The organism is Mycolicibacterium iranicum (assembly GCF_014190915.1).
GTDB classification, from domain to species: domain Bacteria; phylum Actinomycetota; class Actinomycetes; order Mycobacteriales; family Mycobacteriaceae; genus Mycobacterium; species Mycobacterium iranicum_B.
Window position 1 is genome coordinate 107,214 of record NZ_JACHVU010000010.1, and the last position, 16,208, is coordinate 123,421.

Below are 16,208 nucleotides of genomic sequence, written 5' to 3' on the forward strand. Positions count from 1 at the left end.
GATTGCTGTGTGCGGGTGCGGTCAGTGGTGTCCGTTGGCCGAACCGTTGCCGTTGCCGTTCCCATCGCCATGGCCGTTGCTATGGCCGTTCGCGTGGCCGTTGCCGTTGGCGTGGCCGTTGCCGCTGTGGCGCTCCTGGTGCTCGCGCAGAGCGGTCAGCGCCCTGTGCTCGGCGGCGTGGGCCGCCTCGTTGAGCGCCAGGTTCTCCGACATCGGATCAGCCTTGAGGAAGCTGCCGCTGCCCGGCGCACCGCTGGAACCCAGCTTGTTCATGCGCTTGGGCAGAGCTGCACCCTGGTACTCCAGCGCCAGCGGGTGGCCGTGGTCGTCGACCGGTCCCAGCGGCTGGTGCAGTTCGACATAGGCACCGTGCGGAAGCCGCTTGATGATGCCCGTCTCGATGCCGTGCTCCAGCACCTCGCGGTCGCTGCGCTGCAACGCCACTGCCCAGCGGTAGGCCACGAAGTAGACGATCGCGGGCAGCACCACCATGCCGATGCGGCCGATCCAGGTCGTCGCGTTCAGCGAGATGTGGAACTTCAGCGCGATGATGTCGTTCATGCACGCGAAGGTCAGCACGATGTAGAACGCGATCGCCGCGGATCCCACCGCCGTGCGGGTCGGTGCGTCACGCGGACGCTGCAACAGGTTGTGGTGCGCGTCGTCGCCCGTGAGCTTCTTCTCGATGAAGGGATACATCGCGAGCAGACCGAAGATCAGGCCCATGCCGACGGCGACCCAGACACCCTGCGGGATGGTGTGCCCGAATGGGTAGAACTCCCACGCCGGCCACAACCGGATCAGGCCGTCCGTCCACATCATGTAGAAGTCGGGCTGGCTGCCCGCCGACACCTGCGACGGCTTGTACGGCCCGAGCACCCAGATCGGGTTGATCTGCAGCAACCCGCCCATCAGGCCGAGGATGCCGACCGTCACGGCGAAGAACGCGCCGGACTTCACTGCGAACACCGGCATGACGCGGACGCCGACGACGTTGGTCTCGGTGCGGCCCGGTCCGGGGAACTGCGTGTGCTTCTGGAACCACACCAGCGCGAGGTGAACACCGATGAGCGCCAGGATGATTCCGGGGATCAGCAGGATGTGCAGCGCGTACAGGCGCGGGATCAGGATCTCGCCGGGGAAGTCCCCGCCGAACAGCGCCCAGTGCATCCAGGTGCCGACGACCGGGATGCCCATCGTGATGCCCGACAGCGCGGCGCGGATACCGGTGCCCGACAGCAGGTCGTCGGGGAGCGAGTAACCGAAGAAGCCCTCGAACATCGCGAGGATGAGCAGCAGGGAGCCGATGACCCAGTTCGCCTCACGCGGACGGCGGAACGCGCCGGTGAAGAAGATGCGCGCGAGGTGGACCATGATCGACGCCGCGAACAGCAGGGCCGCCCAGTGGTGGACCTGGCGGACGAACAGCCCGCCGCGGACCTCGAAGCTGATGTCCAGCGCGGTCTCGTAGGCGCGGGACATGCCCACACCGCGCAGCGGCTGGTACACGCCGTCGTACGTCACGTGCGCCATGGACGGGTCGAAGAACAGCGTGAGCCACACACCGGTCAGCAGCAGCACCAGGAAGCTGTACATGGCGATCTCACCGAGCAGGAACGACCAGTGCGTCGGGAAGACCTTGTTGAGCTGACGGCGGACCGCGGCGGACGGGTGGTAGCGCGAATCGATCGCGTCACCCTGTTTACCGGCGATCTCACCTGCGGCTAGACGTGGGCTCATGACTTCCGCTCCCAAAATGCCGGTCCGACAGGTTCGATGAAGTCGCCGTTGGCGACCAAGTAGCCGTCCTGGTCGATCGTGATCGGAAGCTGTGCGAGCGCGCGCGCCGCCGGGCCGAAGATCGGCTTGGCGAAGTGCAGCGCATCGAACTGCGACTGATGGCACGGGCACAGGATTCGATAGGTCTGCTGCTCGTAGAGCGACGACGGGCAGCCCAGGTGCGAGCAGACCTTCGTGTAGGCGAACAGTTCGCCGAAGTTGAAGCTCTCCTGGCCCCTGCGCTTGACCACGCGCGCCATGTCGATCGGCCGGATACGGATCAGCATCACGGGGTTGCGCACGCCCATGGCAATGTCGAAGAGGTGGTGCTCGGACTCGACGGTGGTGCCATCGCCGTCGGACTCGCGCCACGGGTAGACGGTTTCCATACCGCCGGCGTCGAGGTCCTCGGGGCGCATCTTGACGAACGGGGACTCACCCGGCCTGCCGGTGGCGCGGGCCAGGAAGATCGTCTCGCCCTTGAAGCGCGGGGTCCATCCCGAGGTCCACAGCACCGCCTTCATACCCTCGGCGGTCGGGACGACAGGCTTCCACGGGTTCTTGATCAGACCGCCGATGAAGGCCACCAGCGTGCCGAGGCCGAACGCGCCGAAGCTGATACCGAGCGACAGCCCGATCATCTTGCGCCGCTTCAGCGTCGAACCGTCCAGTGCGTCGCCGAGGTTCGCCGCGACCGTCCGGCGGTGCAGCTCGGGGGAGCGCCCGTCGTGGCGGTCCTGGATCGAGATCTCTTCGGGGATGAACTTCTTCTGGTAGAGCACCGCGCCGACGCCGATCGCCAGCACGGACAACCCGAAGGTCAGACCGTAGAGCGGGGTGGTGAGCGCGTACAGCCATTCACCCTCGGAGCCGAACGGCTTGTACTCCCAGGGCCAGAACAGGAAGATCAGCAGCAGGGCCAGGCCCGAGAAGCCGCCCAGCAGGAACCAGTACGACACCGTGCGCTCGGCCCGCTTCTCGGCTTTGGTGCCGGGGATCGGCCAGCGCGGTTCCTTGTAGACGATCTCGACACCGTCGAGCTTGCCGCCGAGTTCGACGAGTTCTTCCTGCGTCATCTTCGCCAGTTCGGCATCGGTGGGCTGACCCGGCTCACCCTTGTGGCCCGGGACGTCGGTGCCCTTGACGTCGCCTCCCGCGCCGCCCCTGATGTCGTCGTGTGCGTCGCTCATGCCCGTGCTCCGATCCAGAGGGCGGCGGCGATGATGGACACCATGCCGACGATCCACGCGACCATGCCCTCAGAGGTGGGGCCGAAGCCGCCCAGCCCGAGGCCGCCCGGCGTGGGCGTCTCGGCCGACTCGCGGACGTAGGCGATGATGTCGCGCTTCTCGTCCGGCGAGAGCTGCCGGTCGGAGAACTTCGGCATGTTCTGCGGGCCGGTGGCCATCGCGGTGTAGATGTGCGCGGGGGTCGCGGGACCCAGGTCGGGCGCGTACTTGCCCGACGACAGCGCGCCGCCCTTGCCGGTGAAGTTGTGGCACGACGCGCAGTTCAGGCGGAACAGGTCACCGCCGCGGGCGACGTCATCGCCGATCAGCGACTGCGAGGCGATCTGGCCGTTCTCGTCGCGGGGCACGACCGGGCCGCCGCCGTTGGCCTGGATGTAGGCGCCGAGGGCGTCGATCTGCGACTCGTCGAACGCGGGGTCCTTGCGCTGGGCCTGGGCCTCGTTGCGCATCGCGGGCATGCGTCCGGTCGACACCTGGAAGTAGACGGCGGCTTCGCCGGCGCCGATCAGGCTGGGGCCGCGGTCGGCCACGCCCTGCAGGTTGACGCCGTGGCAGGACACGCAGGACGTGTCGTAGAGCTGCTGACCAGTGCGCAGCATGGCGGAAGCCGACTCATCGGCGACGGCCACCTGCGGGGACGGCGTCAGGGTGGCCGCCAGGCCACCGGCCATCACCAAACCGCTCAGCAGCAGCAGTGCTGCGGTGACCCGGCGGCGTAGCCGTCGGCGCGACTTGCTGGTCATCGAACCCCTTCTCGAGCCGGTCATCGGACGAAGTAGATAACGGCGAACAGTGCGATCCACACGATGTCGACGAAGTGCCAGTAGTAGGACACGACGATCGCGGCGGTGGCCTGCGCAGGTGTGAACTTGCTCATCCGGGTGCGGACCAGCAGCAGGATGAACGCGATCAGACCGCCGATGACGTGCAGGCCGTGGAAGCCGGTCGCCAGGTAGAAGACGGTGCCGTAGGCGCTGCCCGGGATGGTCGTGCCCTCGTGGACCAGGTGGTAGTACTCGTACGCCTGTCCGAGGACGAAGAAGAAGCCCATCGCGAAGGTCAGCGTGTACCAACGGCGGAGCCCGAACACGTCACCGCGCTCGGCGGCGAACACACCCATCTGGCAGGTGAACGACGACGCGATCAGGACCAGCGTCACCGGCACAGCCAGGGCAAGGTTCAACTCGGTGGGCTCCGGCGGCCAGTCCCCATGGGCCTGCGCACGTGCCGTGAAGTACATCGCGAACAGTCCAGCAAAGAACATGAGTTCACTGGAAAGCCACACGATGGTGCCGACACTGACCATGTTGGGTCGGTTCAGCGAATGCACGCGCGACGTGATTGCGGTTCCCGACGTCCCTACAGCGCTCGTCACAGAAGCAAGTATGACGCTTTGTAGTTGTTGAACTCCACCCGGGTTGGGCAATTCGTCATAATCCTGTTCGTGACTACCCTTCCGCCCCAGTCCGTGTCGCCTCAGAACGCCGCCGGAACCACGTCCACCTGGCCGGTGATCCTCGGCAGATTGACCACCACCCAGGGGCTGCTCCCGGGGCAGGCGGGATGGGCCATGGACCAGATCATGACCGGCGCCGCGACGCCGGCTCAGATCGCCGCGTTCGGGGTGGCCATGAAGATGAAGCGCCCGACGTCGGCCGAGGTGGCCGAGCTCGCCGACATCATGCTCAAGCACGCCCGCCGGGTCCCGACCGACACCATCGGCACCGCCACCGTGGACGTCGTCGGCACCGGCGGTGACGGAGCCAACACGGTCAACCTGTCGACGATGGCCTCGATCGTGGTCGCCGCGGCCGGGGTGCCGGTGGTCAAGCACGGCAACCGGGCCGCGTCGTCGCTGTCGGGCGGCGCGGACACCCTGGAGGCACTCGGCCTGAAGATCGATCTGGGCCCCGCGGAGGTCGCCCGCTGCGTGGCCGAGGTCGGGATCGGTTTCGCGTTCGCTCCGCAATTCCATCCGTCCTACCGGCACGCCGGTGTGGCGCGCCGGGAGATCGGCGTGCCGACGGTCTTCAACCTGCTGGGCCCGCTGACGAACCCGGCGACCCCGCGTGCCGGCCTGATCGGCTGCGCCTGGGGCGACCTGTCCGAGGTGATGGCCGAGGTTTTCGCGACCCGCGGCGCCAGCGTGCTGGTCGTGCACGGCGACGACGGGCTCGACGAGTTGACCACCACGACGACGAGCACGATCTGGCGGGTGCAGGCGGGCACGGTCGAGCGGTTGCGGTTCGATCCCGCGGCCTTCGGGTTCGCCCGGGCCGACATCTCGGAGCTCACCGGCGGCGACGCCGAGGCGAACGCAGCGTCGGCCCGCGCGGTGCTCGGTGGGGCGCCCGGTCCCGTCCGGGACGCGGTGGTGCTCAACGCCGCGGGCGCGCTCGTGTCGCATGCCGGGCTATCCAGCGACGCCAAGTGGGTCCCGGCCTGGGAGTCCGGGCTCGCGAGGGCGAAGGACGCGATCGATTCCGGGGCGGCCGAACAGCTGCTCGCGCGTTGGGTGCGGTTCAGCCAGGGAGTCTGAGCCGCTGAGCTGTTCGGCGGCGAGCCGCGCCGACCGGGCGGTCGCCGCCCACCCCGCCCAGCGTCCTGCCGCGCCGATCGGCGAGCAGTAGCCGGTGTCGGTGCGCACGATCCGCACGCCGGGCGTGGCAAGCCAGCGGGCGATCAGCGCGGTCTCCTCGACCAGAGCCCCGCCCAGCGGCCCCGAGGTCGGCAGGACGGCCTGCGCCGCGGCCGTCAGCGCGTCCACCACGGGCATGGGCGGAACCCCGCGGGTGGCCACCCCGGCCGCGGCGAGCTGGCCGTGCCGGACCACCGCCAGGTGCCAGCCGCGGTCGCCGTCGGGTTTGGCCGCCACCAGTTCGGAGATCGCCGACAGCGCACGCAGCCGCTGGCCTCGCCACAGCACGTCGATCGTCGCGGCGGTGTGGTCGCGCAGCCGCGCGGCGGTCTCGTACCGGTTGCGTTCGGCGAGATCGGCGATGTGGGCCATGGCCGCTTCCAGGGGTCGGCCGCAGCGGCCGTCGATCAGGGCCAGCGCTGCCTGCGCGACTGCGGCGTACCCGGCCGCGTCGGCGCCCCGCACAGCGGGGCACGGCGAGACCTCCCGCTCCGGGCAGGTCGGGCCGTGGACGGTGGTGCGGCCCAGCCGGTTGGTGCACGTGCGCACGCCGGTGAAGCGCGCCATCAGCGCCGCGGCATCGGTCGCGTCGGCGCGGGTCCGGAAGGGCCCCACCGCGCTGTCGGTGCGGGGGTTGCGCACCGCGGAGAAGCGCGGAAAAGGCTCGTCTGTCAACGTGATCCACCACCACCGGTGCGGGAACTTCGAACGCCGGTTGTAGGGCGGGGCGTGCGCGGCGAGCAGTCGCAGCTCCCGCACCCCGGCCTCCAGGTCGTGCGCGCACTCGACGTGGTCGACGGCCGTGGCCAGCGACGTCATCTCCTTCATCCGCGTGCGGGGGTCGGCGCCGTTGAAGTACTGGGCGACGCGCCGCCGCAGGTCCACCGCGGTGCCGACGTAGAGCACCTCGGCGGACGGCCCGCGGAACAGGTAGACGCCCGGGCTGCGGGGCATGGCGCGGGCCAGGTGTCGCTTGCTGCGCTGTGCCGGCGTCACATCGGGCAGGTAGGCGCGCAGTTCGGTGTAGGTGTGCACGCCCTGGTTGCCCACGCGTTCGATGAGCCCGTGCAGCACGTCGACGGTGGCCTTGGCATCGTCGAGGGCGCGGTGCGTGGGCGTCGTGGTGGCGTTGAACAGCTGGGCCAGTGCGGACAGGCGCACGCTCGGGGCCTCGTCGCGGGTGAGCACCCGACGCGCGAGCGTGACCGTGCACAGCACCGGCGGTTTCGGCCACGGCACGTGGTTGCGTTCGGCTGCCGCGCGCAGGAACCCCACGTCGAACCGCGCGTTGTGCGCCACGAGCACGGCCCCGCGGGCGAATTCCAGGAACGACGGCAGGACGGACTCGATGCGCGGTGCGTCGTAGACCATCGCCGAGGTGATGCCTGTCAGCGCGACGATCTGCGGAGGGATCGACCGACCCGGACCGACCAGGGTGGCGAACTCCCCGAGCACCTCGCCCCCGCGCACCTTCACCGCACCGATCTCGGTGATCGAGTCGTGGTGCTCGCCCGAGGGGCGACCGCCCGTGGTCTCCAGATCGACCACCACGAACGTGGTTTCGCGCAGAGTCGGGTCGGCCTGCGGATCCACGTCCGCGAAGCTGAGCTGACCCATGCGCTGAACGTAAGGCCCGCCGGTGACAAGTCGGCGGAAGCGGCGCCGGACGCCGCGCACCCGGACATGTCGGTGGCCGTCGATACCGTGCGGACGACTGCAATCGAGAGGACAGGTGCGATGGCACACAATCAGCCGCCACCGGGGGACGGATCCGACATGGGGACGGTGACGATCGACTGCGACGACTGCGCGGTCCGCGGCCCCGGATGCCAGGATTGCGTCGTCAGCGTGCTGCTCGGCGTACCCGAGACGCTCCACGTCGACGAGCAGCGGGCCCTGGAGGTGCTGGCCGATGCCGGCCTGGCGCCCCGGCTGCGTCTGGTGCCGATCCACCGGCAGCGGGATACCGGCGTGGCCTGACGACACGCGTCAAAACTTCGTTCCCCGTTCCTCAGGGAAGGCTGTTAAATTTGCCTCTTCTGTTGGACAAGGCCGATGCCGTTTCGTAACCTGTCTGAGACCTAAGTGAGTTCGAGGCGGCTCGTTACGGCAGTTTAAGGACGCGAAATCTTGAGGCTCGACCACGCGCGCAGGAACACCCGCCGTTACCGGCAAACCCTCGTCAGCTTGATGGCAGGTCTGGCTGTCTTCGGCGCGGTGTTGACGGGGCAGGCCTTCGCCGACCCGGCCGAAGACGCACTGGCAAAGCTGAACGACCTGTCGCGGCAGGCCGAGCAGACCACCGAGGCGATGCATTCGGCGCAGCTCGATCTGGACAACAAGCTGGCGATTCAGCAGGCCGCAGAGACCAAGCACGCCGGTGACCTGGCGGCCATGGACGCGGCGAAGACGAAGCTGTCCGACTTCCAGGGCAAGGTCGACCACCTGGCCGCGGCACAGTACATGGGCGGCCGCACCTCCGGCTTCGACGCGATGCTGACCGCGTCCTCACCGCAGGGCCTGATCGACCAGCTATCGGTGCAGCGCGTGATGGCGGGCGAGATGCAGGCCCAGATGACCGCCTTCCGCGACGCCGGCAAGCAGGCCGAGATCGCCGAGCAGGCCTCGGCGGCGTCTGCGGCGGAGGCCAAGACGGCTGCCGAGCAGGCCGCCGCAGTGCGCGCCGACCTGCAGTCCAAGCAGAGCCAGCTGCAGACCCAGATCGCCATCGTCAAGGCGCAGTACGAGGCGCTGACCCCCAACCAGCGCCAGGCCCTCGCGGCGGCACCGCCGCCGCCCCCCGCTGCCGCGCCCGGTCAGCTGCCGCCCCCGCCGGGACAGGATCCCGCGATCCTCGCCGCGCCGCCGGCACCTGCGATCCCCGCCGCGCCGCCCGTGCCCGGCGCCATCCCGCCCGGTGACATCGCCGCGCCGGGATCGCCCGCGGCCACCACCGTCATCCAGGCCGCGCTGAGCCGCATCGGTTCGCCGTACTCGTGGGGCGGCTCCGGCCCGAGTGCCTTCGACTGCTCCGGCCTGGTGATGTGGTCGTTCCAGCAGGCCGGGATCTCACTGCCGCACTCCAGCCAGGCGCTGGCCCGCGGTGGGCAGTCGGTGTCGATGGACCAGATGCAGCCGGGCGATCTCGTCACCTACTACTCCGATGCGTCTCACGTCGGCATCTACATCGGTGACGGCATGATGGTGCACGCCTCGACCTACGGCACACCGGTGCGCGTCGCCCCGGTGGACAATGCGCCGATCTACAACGTCCGTCGCTACTGACGCTTCCGGGCGGCGCCGCTCCGCAGACCGGCGCAGGATCGGCGCGGTGCTCGGAGCAGAACTGCTCTGCGCGGTGTTCGTGATCAGTGGTCCGCAGGTCGCCGACACGGGTCCCGCGATCGCCGCGCCGGTGTCCGGCAGCAGCGCCACCACGTCGGCCGCCACCCGCTCGGTGTCCACGCCCGACGGACGCACCGCACAGCTGATCGATCTCGGCGCGGCCGGTGGTGCGGCACTGCTCGATCGCCTCGCCGCCGAGTTGCCCGGGGCGACCGCGGCGGTCACCGCGTTCTGGGGACCCGACTGGCGCCGCGACATTACGATCGTCGCCGCCGGGTCCGCCGACCAGTTCCGGGCGCTGGCCGGCGGGGGACCCGACATCGCCGCCACCACCACCCCGCAGCGCATCACCTTCTCACCCGCGGCGGCGGCCATGAGCCCGGACGATCTGCGAATCGTGTTGCGCCACGAACTGTTCCACTACGCCGCGAGAGCCGACACCGCAGCCGATGCGCCCATCTGGCTGACCGAGGGCGTGGCCGATTTCGTCGGCCGACCGCCGGCGGCCACCCCGGTCCCGGTGCCGGCGACCGTGCCGACCGACGCCGAGCTGGCCGAACCCGGACCCGCGCGGTCGGGCGCCTACGACCGGGCCTGGCAGTTCGCCTCCTACATCGCCGAGACCTACGGCACCGATGAGCTGCGCGAGCTCTACCTCGCCGCGTGCGGACACGGCCACCGCGATGTCGCCACGGCCGTGCGCGCCGCGCTCGGGGTCGACCTGCCGGCGGTACTCGCCCGGTGAAGCGACTCCTGCTCGTCACCAACGACTTTCCGCCACGCCGCGGCGGCATCCAGTCCTATCTCGAGGCGCTCGTCGGACATCTGGTCGCTTCCGGGGACTACGCGCTGACCGTCTATGCGCCGAAATGGAAGGGCGCCGAGGACTACGACTCCGTCGCGGCCGCAACCGGGTACGACGTCGTGCGCCATCCCGGCACGCTGATGGTGCCCGAACCGACCGTGGCGCGGCGGATGCGCCGGCTCATCGCCGAGCGCGACATCGACACCGTCTGGTTCGGGGCGGCGGCACCGCTGGCGCTGATGGCGCCGCTGGCCCGGTCGGCCGGCGCACGGAGGGTGATCGCCAGCACGCACGGCCACGAGGTCGGCTGGTCGATGCTGCCGCTGGCGCGAACGGCGTTGCGCCGCATCGGCAACGACACCGATGTCGTCACCTACATCAGCGACTACACCCGGCGCCGGTTCGCGTCGGCCTTCGGCCCGGACGCGGCACTGGAACACGTGCCGCCGGGCGTCGACACCGAACGTTTCGTGCCCGACGAGGTCGCCCGGGCCGAGCTGCGGGCCCGCTACCGCTTGGGGGGCCGGCCCGTCGTGGTCTGCCTGTCCCGCCTGGTGCCGCGGAAGGGCCAGGACATGCTCATCCGCGCGCTGCCCGCGATCCGTCAGCGGGTCCCCGGGGCGGCGCTGGTGATCGTCGGCGGGGGACCGTACCGCACTTCGCTGCACCGGCTGGCCCACGATTTCGGGGTCGCCGACCATGTGGTCTTCACCGACAGCGTCCCCGGCGACGAATTGCCGGCCCACCACGCGATGGCCGACGTCTTCGCGATGCCGTGCCGGACGCGGGGCTCCGGACTCGACGTCGAAGGACTGGGCATCGTCTACCTGGAGGCATCGTCGACCGGGGTGCCCGTGGTGGCGGGACGTTCGGGCGGTGCCCCCGAGACGGTGGTCGACGGCGAGACGGGCCATGTCGTCGACGGGTGGGACGTCGGCGCGATCGCGGCCACCGTCGGTGAACTGCTCGCCGACCCCGCCCGCGCCGCGGCGATGGGTGCCGCGGGCCGACAGTGGGTGATCGACAACTGGCGCTGGAGCCGGCAGGCCGGCCGCCTCGCCCAGCTGCTCTAACCCTTGCTGTAGAGCGCCTCGATGTCGGCGGCGAACTTCTCCGCCACCACCTTGCGCTTCACCTTCAGCGTGGGGGTCAGCTCTCCGGTGTCCTCGGTGAAGTCGACGGGCAGGATGCGGAACTTCCGGATCTGTTCGGCCTTCGACACGGCCTGGTTGGCCTCCTTGACCGCCAGCTCCACCTCGGCCCGCAGATCGGGATCGTCGGTCAGATCGGCGACCGAGGCCCCGGTGTCCTTGCTGTTGCGCTCTTTCCAGCCGGGGAACGCCTCCGGATCGATGGTGATCAGCGCAGCGATGAACGGCTGCTGGTCACCGACGGCCATCGCCTGGCTGATGAGCGGGTGCGCGCGCAGCCGGTCTTCCAGCAGCGCCGGGGCGACGTTCTTGCCGCCCGCGGTCACGATGATCTCCTTCTTGCGGCCGACGATCGACAGGAAGCCGCCGTCGTCGATCGCGCCGAGGTCACCGGTGTGGAACCAGCCGTCGGTGAAGACCGCTCTGGTCTCCTCCTCGTTGCCCCAGTAGCCGTTGAAGACCACACCGCCCTTGACCAGCAACTCGCCGTCGTCGCCGAGGCGCATGCTGTTGCCGGGCAGCAGTTTGCCCACCGAGCCGACGCGCAGGTCACCCACCCGGTTGACGGTGATGGCCGCGCTGGTCTCGGTCAGGCCGTAGCCCTCGTAGATCGACAGGCCGACGCCGCGGTAGAAGTGTCCGAGCCGCGCGCCGAGCGGAGCGCCACCGGAGATCGCGGCGTGGCAGTGCCCGCCGAGGGCGTCGCGGAGCTTGCCGTAGACCAGCCGGTCGAACAGCGCGTGCTTGAGCCGCAGCACGAGGCCGGGGCCGCCGGTGTCCTGCGCCTTGCTCCACTCGATGGCCGTGTCGGCGGCCGCCGCGAAGATCTTTCCCTTGCCGCTGCTCTCGGCGTTCTGCTCGGCGGTGTTGTAGACCTTCTCGAACACCCGCGGCACCGAGACCACGAGCGTGGGCTGGAACACCGCGAACATCGGGACCAGGTTCTTGATGTCACTGGTGAACCCGAGCGTGACCCCGTTGGCGAACGCCCCGATCGTCAGTGCGCGCGCCAGCACGTGGGCCAGCGGCAGGAACACCAGGAGCTTCTCGCCCTTGGCGAGGTGGTCGGGGAAACAGGCCTTGGCGCCGCGGATCTCGTAGAGCAGGTTGGAGTGCGTCAGCTGGCAGCCCTTCGGGCGCCCCGTGGTGCCCGACGTGTAGATCAACGTCGCGGCGTCAGAGGACCGGATTCCGGCGACCCGCTGGTCGACCGCGCCGGCCTCGATGTCGCGGCCGGCCTCGGCCAGCTCGTCGAGGGCCGGGGTCCCCGAGCCGTCGATGACGTACACCTTGCGCAGCTGCGGCAGGGTCTCTCGCTGCGCCTCGATACGTCCGGCGTGGGCGTCGGTCTCGGCGATGGCGGCCACCGCGCCGGAGTCCTGCAGGACGAACTGCACCTGCTCGGCCGAGCTGGTCTCGTAGATCGGGACCGTCACCGCGCCGATCGACAGGATCGCCAGGTCCAAAATCGGCCATTCGTAACGGGTGGCCGACAGCAGCGCCACCCGGTCCCCGGGCTCGACGCCCAGGGCGATCAAACCCTTTGCCGCCGAGCGGATCTGCTCGGCCGCCTGCCAGGCCGGGACATCGACCCACGACCCGTCGACGAGACGCTGGAAGATCACCAGGTCGGGGTCGTCGCGCTCGTGGAGGTAGACGGATTCGACGATGCTGTCGTGCTCGTCGACGGTGAACGGTGCCGGAACGCTGAACTCGCGCGCAGTCATCGGAGGTGCCCTCTCGCTTTACAGGCCGCAATGCTGTGTACAGCGTAGTCGTCCCCGATCGGCCGGCTGCCCCGCATGTGTGAAGCTTGTCTGTCATGAACAGCTTCCAGATCGCCGACGAGACGTTCATCGCCGCCGATCCTGTCGCCGTCGGCCGCGCCGTGGCCGATCCGGCGAGCTGGTCGCGGTGGTGGCCGGATCTGCGGCTCACGGTGGTCGAGGACCGTGGTGAGGTGGGGCAGCGCTGGACGGTGACGGGCGCGCTGACCGGCACGATGGAGGTCTGGCTGGAGAAGGTGCTCGACGGCGTGATCCTGCACTACTTCCTGCACGCCGAGCCGTCAGGCGTCGCGGCCTGGGAACTGGCGAAGATGAACCTGCCCAAGCTGAACCACCGCCGACGCGTCGCCGGCAAGGAGATGGCCTTCGAGGTCAAGCGCACGCTGGAGGCGGACCGTCCGGTCGGGGTGTCCCGGCTGGCCTGAAGCGTCACGCCCGTACCCGGGCCGGAAGGGTAGATTTCTGGCCAGCGACCAGACCACAGTGGGGAAGGTTCCAGTGGCAGACAAGACCGCGCAGACCATCTACATCGACGCCGATCCGGCGACGGTGATGGATGTCATCGCCGACATCGGCTCGTACACCGATTGGGTCGCCGAGTACAAGGAGGCCGAGGTCCTCGAAGCCGACGAGGCGGGCTACCCGAAGAAGGCCCGGATCGTCCTGGACGCGGCGGTGCTCAAGGACACCATGGTGCTGGCCTACGAATGGCCCGCCGAGCGCACCTCGGTGACATGGTCGCTGGTGTCGAGCACCCTGCTCAAAGCCCTCGACGGGGCATATCGCCTGACGCCGAAGGGATCCGGCACCGAGGTGACCTACGAGCTCTCTGTCGACCTGATCATCCCGATGATCGGTCTGCTCAAGCGCAAGGCGGAGCGGCGCCTCACCGACACCGCGCTCAAGGACCTGAAGAAACGAGTCGAGGCTGACTGAACGCATGGACGCCGCCGACGCGGGTACTGCGCCCAAGGTGACGCGCATCAGCCTGTTCGTCGGTAAAGGCGGCGTCGGCAAATCGACGCTGGCGACCGCGACCGCAGTGCGTGCCGCACGCACCGGGGAGCGGGTCCTCGTCGTGTCGACCGACCAGGCGCACTCCACCGGTGATGTGCTCGGGGTCGACCTGGTGCCCACGGGACGCCGGGAGCCCACCCGCGTGCTCGCCGATCTCGACACCGCGGACACCGGTGGCGGGTCACTCGACGCGCTGGCACTCGACACCCTGGCGCTGCTCGCCGAGCGATGGCGCACGGTGGCGGGTCCCCTGGCGCAGCGCTTCCCCGACTCCGATCTTGGAGACATTGCCCCAGAAGAGCTTTCGGCCCTGCCCGGCGTGCAGGAGGTGCTGGGCCTGCACGAGGTCGGCGAGCTGGCGAACTCCGGGCGGTGGGACCGCGTGGTGGTCGACTGCGCGTCCACCGCCGACGCGATGCGGATGCTGACGCTGCCCGCCACCTTCGCGCTGTACCTGGAACGGGCCTGGCCCCGCCATCGCCGGCTGTCGAGCGCCGACGATCCGCGGACCGCGCTGGTGGTCGGGGTGCTGGAGAGCATCGCCGCGGGCACCGACCAGCTCGGCAGCATGCTCACCGACGGTGCGAGGGTCGGGGCGCATCTGGTGATGACCCCCGAGCGCGTGGTGGCCGCCGAGGCGGTCCGCACCCTGGGCACGCTGTCGCTGATGGGAGTCCAGGTCGCCGAGTTGATCGTGAACCAGGTTCTGGTGCAGGACGATTCGTTCGAGTATCAGAACCTGCCCGCGCATCCGGCCTTCGACTGGTACTCCGAGCGCATCGGCGAGCAGAAGACCGTGCTCGACGACCTCGACCACGCCATCGGCGATGTGCAGCTGGTGCTCGTGCCCCACGTCGCCGGCGAACCCATCGGGCCCAAAGCGCTGGGGGAGCTGCTCGACAGCGCCCGCAGGCGGGACGGCGCACCGCCGCCGGGCCCGCTGCGGCCCATCGTGGACCGCGAGTCGGGCAGCGGCCTGGAGGCGGTCTACCGTCTCCGGCTGGAGCTCCCGCAGGTCGACCCCTCGACATTGTCGTTGGGTAGGGTCGAGGACGACCTGATCATCGGCGCCGGCGGCATGCGGCGCCGCGTTCGCCTCGCATCGGTGTTGCGGCGGTGCGTCGTCCTTGGCGCCCAGCTACGCGGCACCGAGTTGACGGTGCGATTCCGACCGAACCCGGAGGTGTGGCCGCGATGAACGGGGCGCACTCCGATCTCGGACCCGAGCTGCGGCAGCTGGCCCAGTCGATCCTGGAGAAACTCGATCCTGCGGTCCGGCTCGCGGCCGCGCGGGCGCAGTCGGCGCCGGGCGGCGCCGGTCGCTGCCAGCAGGTGTGGTGCCCGGTGTGTGCGCTGGCGGCGCTGATCGCAGGGGAGCAGCACCCGCTGCTGGACGTCGTCGCCGAACACAGCGTGGCGCTGCTGACCCTGGTCAAGGCGATGGTCGACGACATCAACACCGCAGACAGCAGCGCCGACACCGGCAACGCTGACACCGGCACACCGGCCGGCCCCGATCCGGACGACACCCCGCCACCCGAGGACCCGCCACCGTCGTCGCCGGGCCGGTACCAGCACATCCCGGTCAGCATCGACGAATAGGCAAAGTAGAACTACTCGGCCTCCTGTGTGGTTGCGGGCACAGCCCGTGGGTAAAGTTGTCGCAGAGCATCTTGACCGCGCCGCGGTCGCCTGATCCGGAGGGCCCATGTGGTATTGGCTGTTCAAGTTCATCTTCATGGGGCCGCTGCTGACCATGCTGGGTCGGCCCAAAGTCGAAGGGCTTGAGCACGTTCCGCAGTCCGGAGCGGTGATCCTGGCGAGCAACCACCTCGCGGTGGCCGACAGCTTCTACCTTCCGCTGGTCGTGAGCAGGCGCATCACATTCCTGGCCAAGGCCGAGTACTTCACGGGCACCGGGATCAAGGGCTGGTTCACCCGCTGGTTTTACACGGTCGCCGGTCAGGTGCCCATCGACCGCACCGACGCCGACAGCGCGCAGGCGGCGCTGACCACCGCGCAGCGCATCCTCGCCGAGGGCAAGCTGCTGGGCATGTACCCCGAGGGCACCCGCTCGCCTGACGGCAAGCTGTACAAGGGCAAGACCGGGTTGGCCCGGCTGGCGCTGGAGACCCAGGTTCCCGTCATCCCGGTCGCGATGATCGGGACCGACGTCGTGAACCCGCCCGGAAGCAAGATGTGGCGGTTCGGACGGGTCCAGGTCAAGTTCGGGGCGCCGATGGACTTCCGCCGTTTCGAAGGGCTGGCGGGCAATCGGTTCATCGAGCGGGCCGTCATCGACGAGGTCATGTACGAGTTGATGCGCCTGTCGGGCCAGGAGTACGTCGACCTCTACGCGGCCGACATCAAAGAGGGAAAAGCTGAGGCGGCGGGCAAGCCGCCGACCCGTCTTCCCGACGCCGCCGCCGGCTGACG

General features: G+C 69.5%; 15 protein-coding genes and 1 pseudogene. 10 read left to right on the forward strand and 6 right to left on the reverse strand.

All coding sequences use genetic code 11. From position 1 onward, the window contains the following. Positions 1 to 21: 21 nt before the first annotated feature. The 4 genes from qcrB to ctaE are packed head-to-tail and all read right to left on the reverse strand — an operon-like array spanning position 22 to position 4,404. Positions 22 to 1,740: a cytochrome bc1 complex cytochrome b subunit gene (gene qcrB / locus FHR72_RS19950; protein WP_183471328.1), complete on the reverse strand. Its 1,719-nt coding sequence runs from the start codon at positions 1,738 to 1,740 to the stop codon at positions 22 to 24. Further along, positions 1,737 to 2,969 carry a cytochrome bc1 complex Rieske iron-sulfur subunit gene (qcrA, locus tag FHR72_RS19955; RefSeq protein ID WP_183471330.1) on the reverse strand — a complete coding sequence of 411 codons (1,233 nt, stop codon included), beginning with the start codon at positions 2,967 to 2,969 and terminating at the stop codon, positions 1,737 to 1,739. The genes qcrB and qcrA overlap by 4 nt, the downstream gene beginning before the upstream one ends. After that, positions 2,966 to 3,772 carry a cytochrome bc1 complex diheme cytochrome c subunit gene (qcrC, locus tag FHR72_RS19960; protein ID WP_183471332.1) on the reverse strand — a complete coding sequence of 269 codons (807 nt, stop codon included), beginning with the start codon at positions 3,770 to 3,772 and terminating at the stop codon, positions 2,966 to 2,968. The genes qcrA and qcrC overlap by 4 nt, the downstream gene beginning before the upstream one ends. A 20-nt stretch (positions 3,773 to 3,792) precedes the next feature. Continuing rightward, complete coding sequence (gene ctaE, locus FHR72_RS19965; protein ID WP_183471334.1) at positions 3,793 to 4,404, reverse strand: aa3-type cytochrome oxidase subunit III; 612 nt, start codon at positions 4,402 to 4,404, stop codon at positions 3,793 to 3,795. 69 nt (positions 4,405 to 4,473) lie between these two features. Here ctaE and trpD point away from each other — a divergent pair, with 69 nt between their 5' ends. Next, on the forward strand, positions 4,474 to 5,568 hold the full coding sequence (trpD, locus tag FHR72_RS19970) for an anthranilate phosphoribosyltransferase (RefSeq protein ID WP_311736202.1): 1,095 nt from the start codon (positions 4,474 to 4,476) through the stop codon (positions 5,566 to 5,568). Here trpD and FHR72_RS19975 read toward each other — a convergent pair. Then, a pseudogene (locus tag FHR72_RS19975) lies at positions 5,506 to 7,284 on the reverse strand (DEDD exonuclease domain-containing protein); the annotation flags it as partial. The gene trpD and the pseudogene FHR72_RS19975 sit on opposite strands and share 63 nt — an antisense overlap. A 120-nt stretch (positions 7,285 to 7,404) precedes the next feature. Here FHR72_RS19975 and FHR72_RS19980 point away from each other — a divergent pair. The 4 genes from FHR72_RS19980 to FHR72_RS19995 all read left to right on the forward strand — a co-directional run bounded on the left by FHR72_RS19980 (position 7,405) and on the right by FHR72_RS19995 (position 10,890). Beyond that, the gene (locus FHR72_RS19980; protein WP_183471338.1) at positions 7,405 to 7,647 is read left to right on the forward strand and encodes a hypothetical protein; all 243 of its coding nucleotides are present in this window, start codon (positions 7,405 to 7,407) and stop codon (positions 7,645 to 7,647) included. Positions 7,648 to 7,797: 150 nt separating this feature from the next. Then, positions 7,798 to 8,952, forward strand: coding sequence for a peptidoglycan hydrolase RipC (gene ripC, locus FHR72_RS19985; RefSeq protein WP_221194029.1), 1,155 nt, complete (start codon positions 7,798 to 7,800; stop codon positions 8,950 to 8,952). Continuing rightward, entirely contained in the window at positions 8,921 to 9,757 is an 837-nt protein-coding gene (locus tag FHR72_RS19990) for a peptidase (RefSeq protein ID WP_183471342.1), read from the forward strand. Before ripC ends, FHR72_RS19990 begins: the two co-directional genes overlap by 32 nt. Further along, entirely contained in the window at positions 9,754 to 10,890 is a 1,137-nt protein-coding gene (locus tag FHR72_RS19995) for a glycosyltransferase family 4 protein (RefSeq protein ID WP_183471344.1), read from the forward strand. Before FHR72_RS19990 ends, FHR72_RS19995 begins: the two co-directional genes overlap by 4 nt. On the opposite strand, the gene FHR72_RS20000 is transcribed toward FHR72_RS19995, so the two are convergent. Next, positions 10,887 to 12,695: an AMP-dependent synthetase/ligase gene (locus FHR72_RS20000; protein ID WP_183471346.1), complete on the reverse strand. Its 1,809-nt coding sequence runs from the start codon at positions 12,693 to 12,695 to the stop codon at positions 10,887 to 10,889. The genes FHR72_RS19995 and FHR72_RS20000 overlap by 4 nt on opposite strands. 95 nt (positions 12,696 to 12,790) lie before the next feature. Between FHR72_RS20000 and FHR72_RS20005 the strand changes: the two genes are divergently transcribed. From FHR72_RS20005 to FHR72_RS20025, 5 genes are all read left to right on the forward strand, one after another. After that, complete coding sequence (locus FHR72_RS20005) at positions 12,791 to 13,180, forward strand: polyketide cyclase / dehydrase and lipid transport (protein ID WP_183471348.1); 390 nt, start codon at positions 12,791 to 12,793, stop codon at positions 13,178 to 13,180. 73 nt (positions 13,181 to 13,253) lie between these two features. Next, entirely contained in the window at positions 13,254 to 13,691 is a 438-nt protein-coding gene (locus FHR72_RS20010) for an SRPBCC family protein (protein WP_183471350.1), read from the forward strand. A 4-nt stretch (positions 13,692 to 13,695) separates the two neighbouring features. Beyond that, positions 13,696 to 14,970: an ArsA family ATPase gene (locus FHR72_RS20015; RefSeq protein WP_183471352.1), complete on the forward strand. Its 1,275-nt coding sequence runs from the start codon at positions 13,696 to 13,698 to the stop codon at positions 14,968 to 14,970. Beyond that, positions 14,967 to 15,374 (forward strand): hypothetical protein, encoded by a 408-nt coding sequence (locus FHR72_RS20020; protein WP_183471354.1) that lies wholly within the window; start codon positions 14,967 to 14,969, stop codon positions 15,372 to 15,374. The genes FHR72_RS20015 and FHR72_RS20020 overlap by 4 nt, the downstream gene beginning before the upstream one ends. A gap of 106 nt (positions 15,375 to 15,480) precedes the next feature. Beyond that, positions 15,481 to 16,206: a lysophospholipid acyltransferase family protein gene (locus FHR72_RS20025; RefSeq protein ID WP_183471356.1), complete on the forward strand. Its 726-nt coding sequence runs from the start codon at positions 15,481 to 15,483 to the stop codon at positions 16,204 to 16,206. Positions 16,207 to 16,208 lie beyond the last annotated feature (2 nt).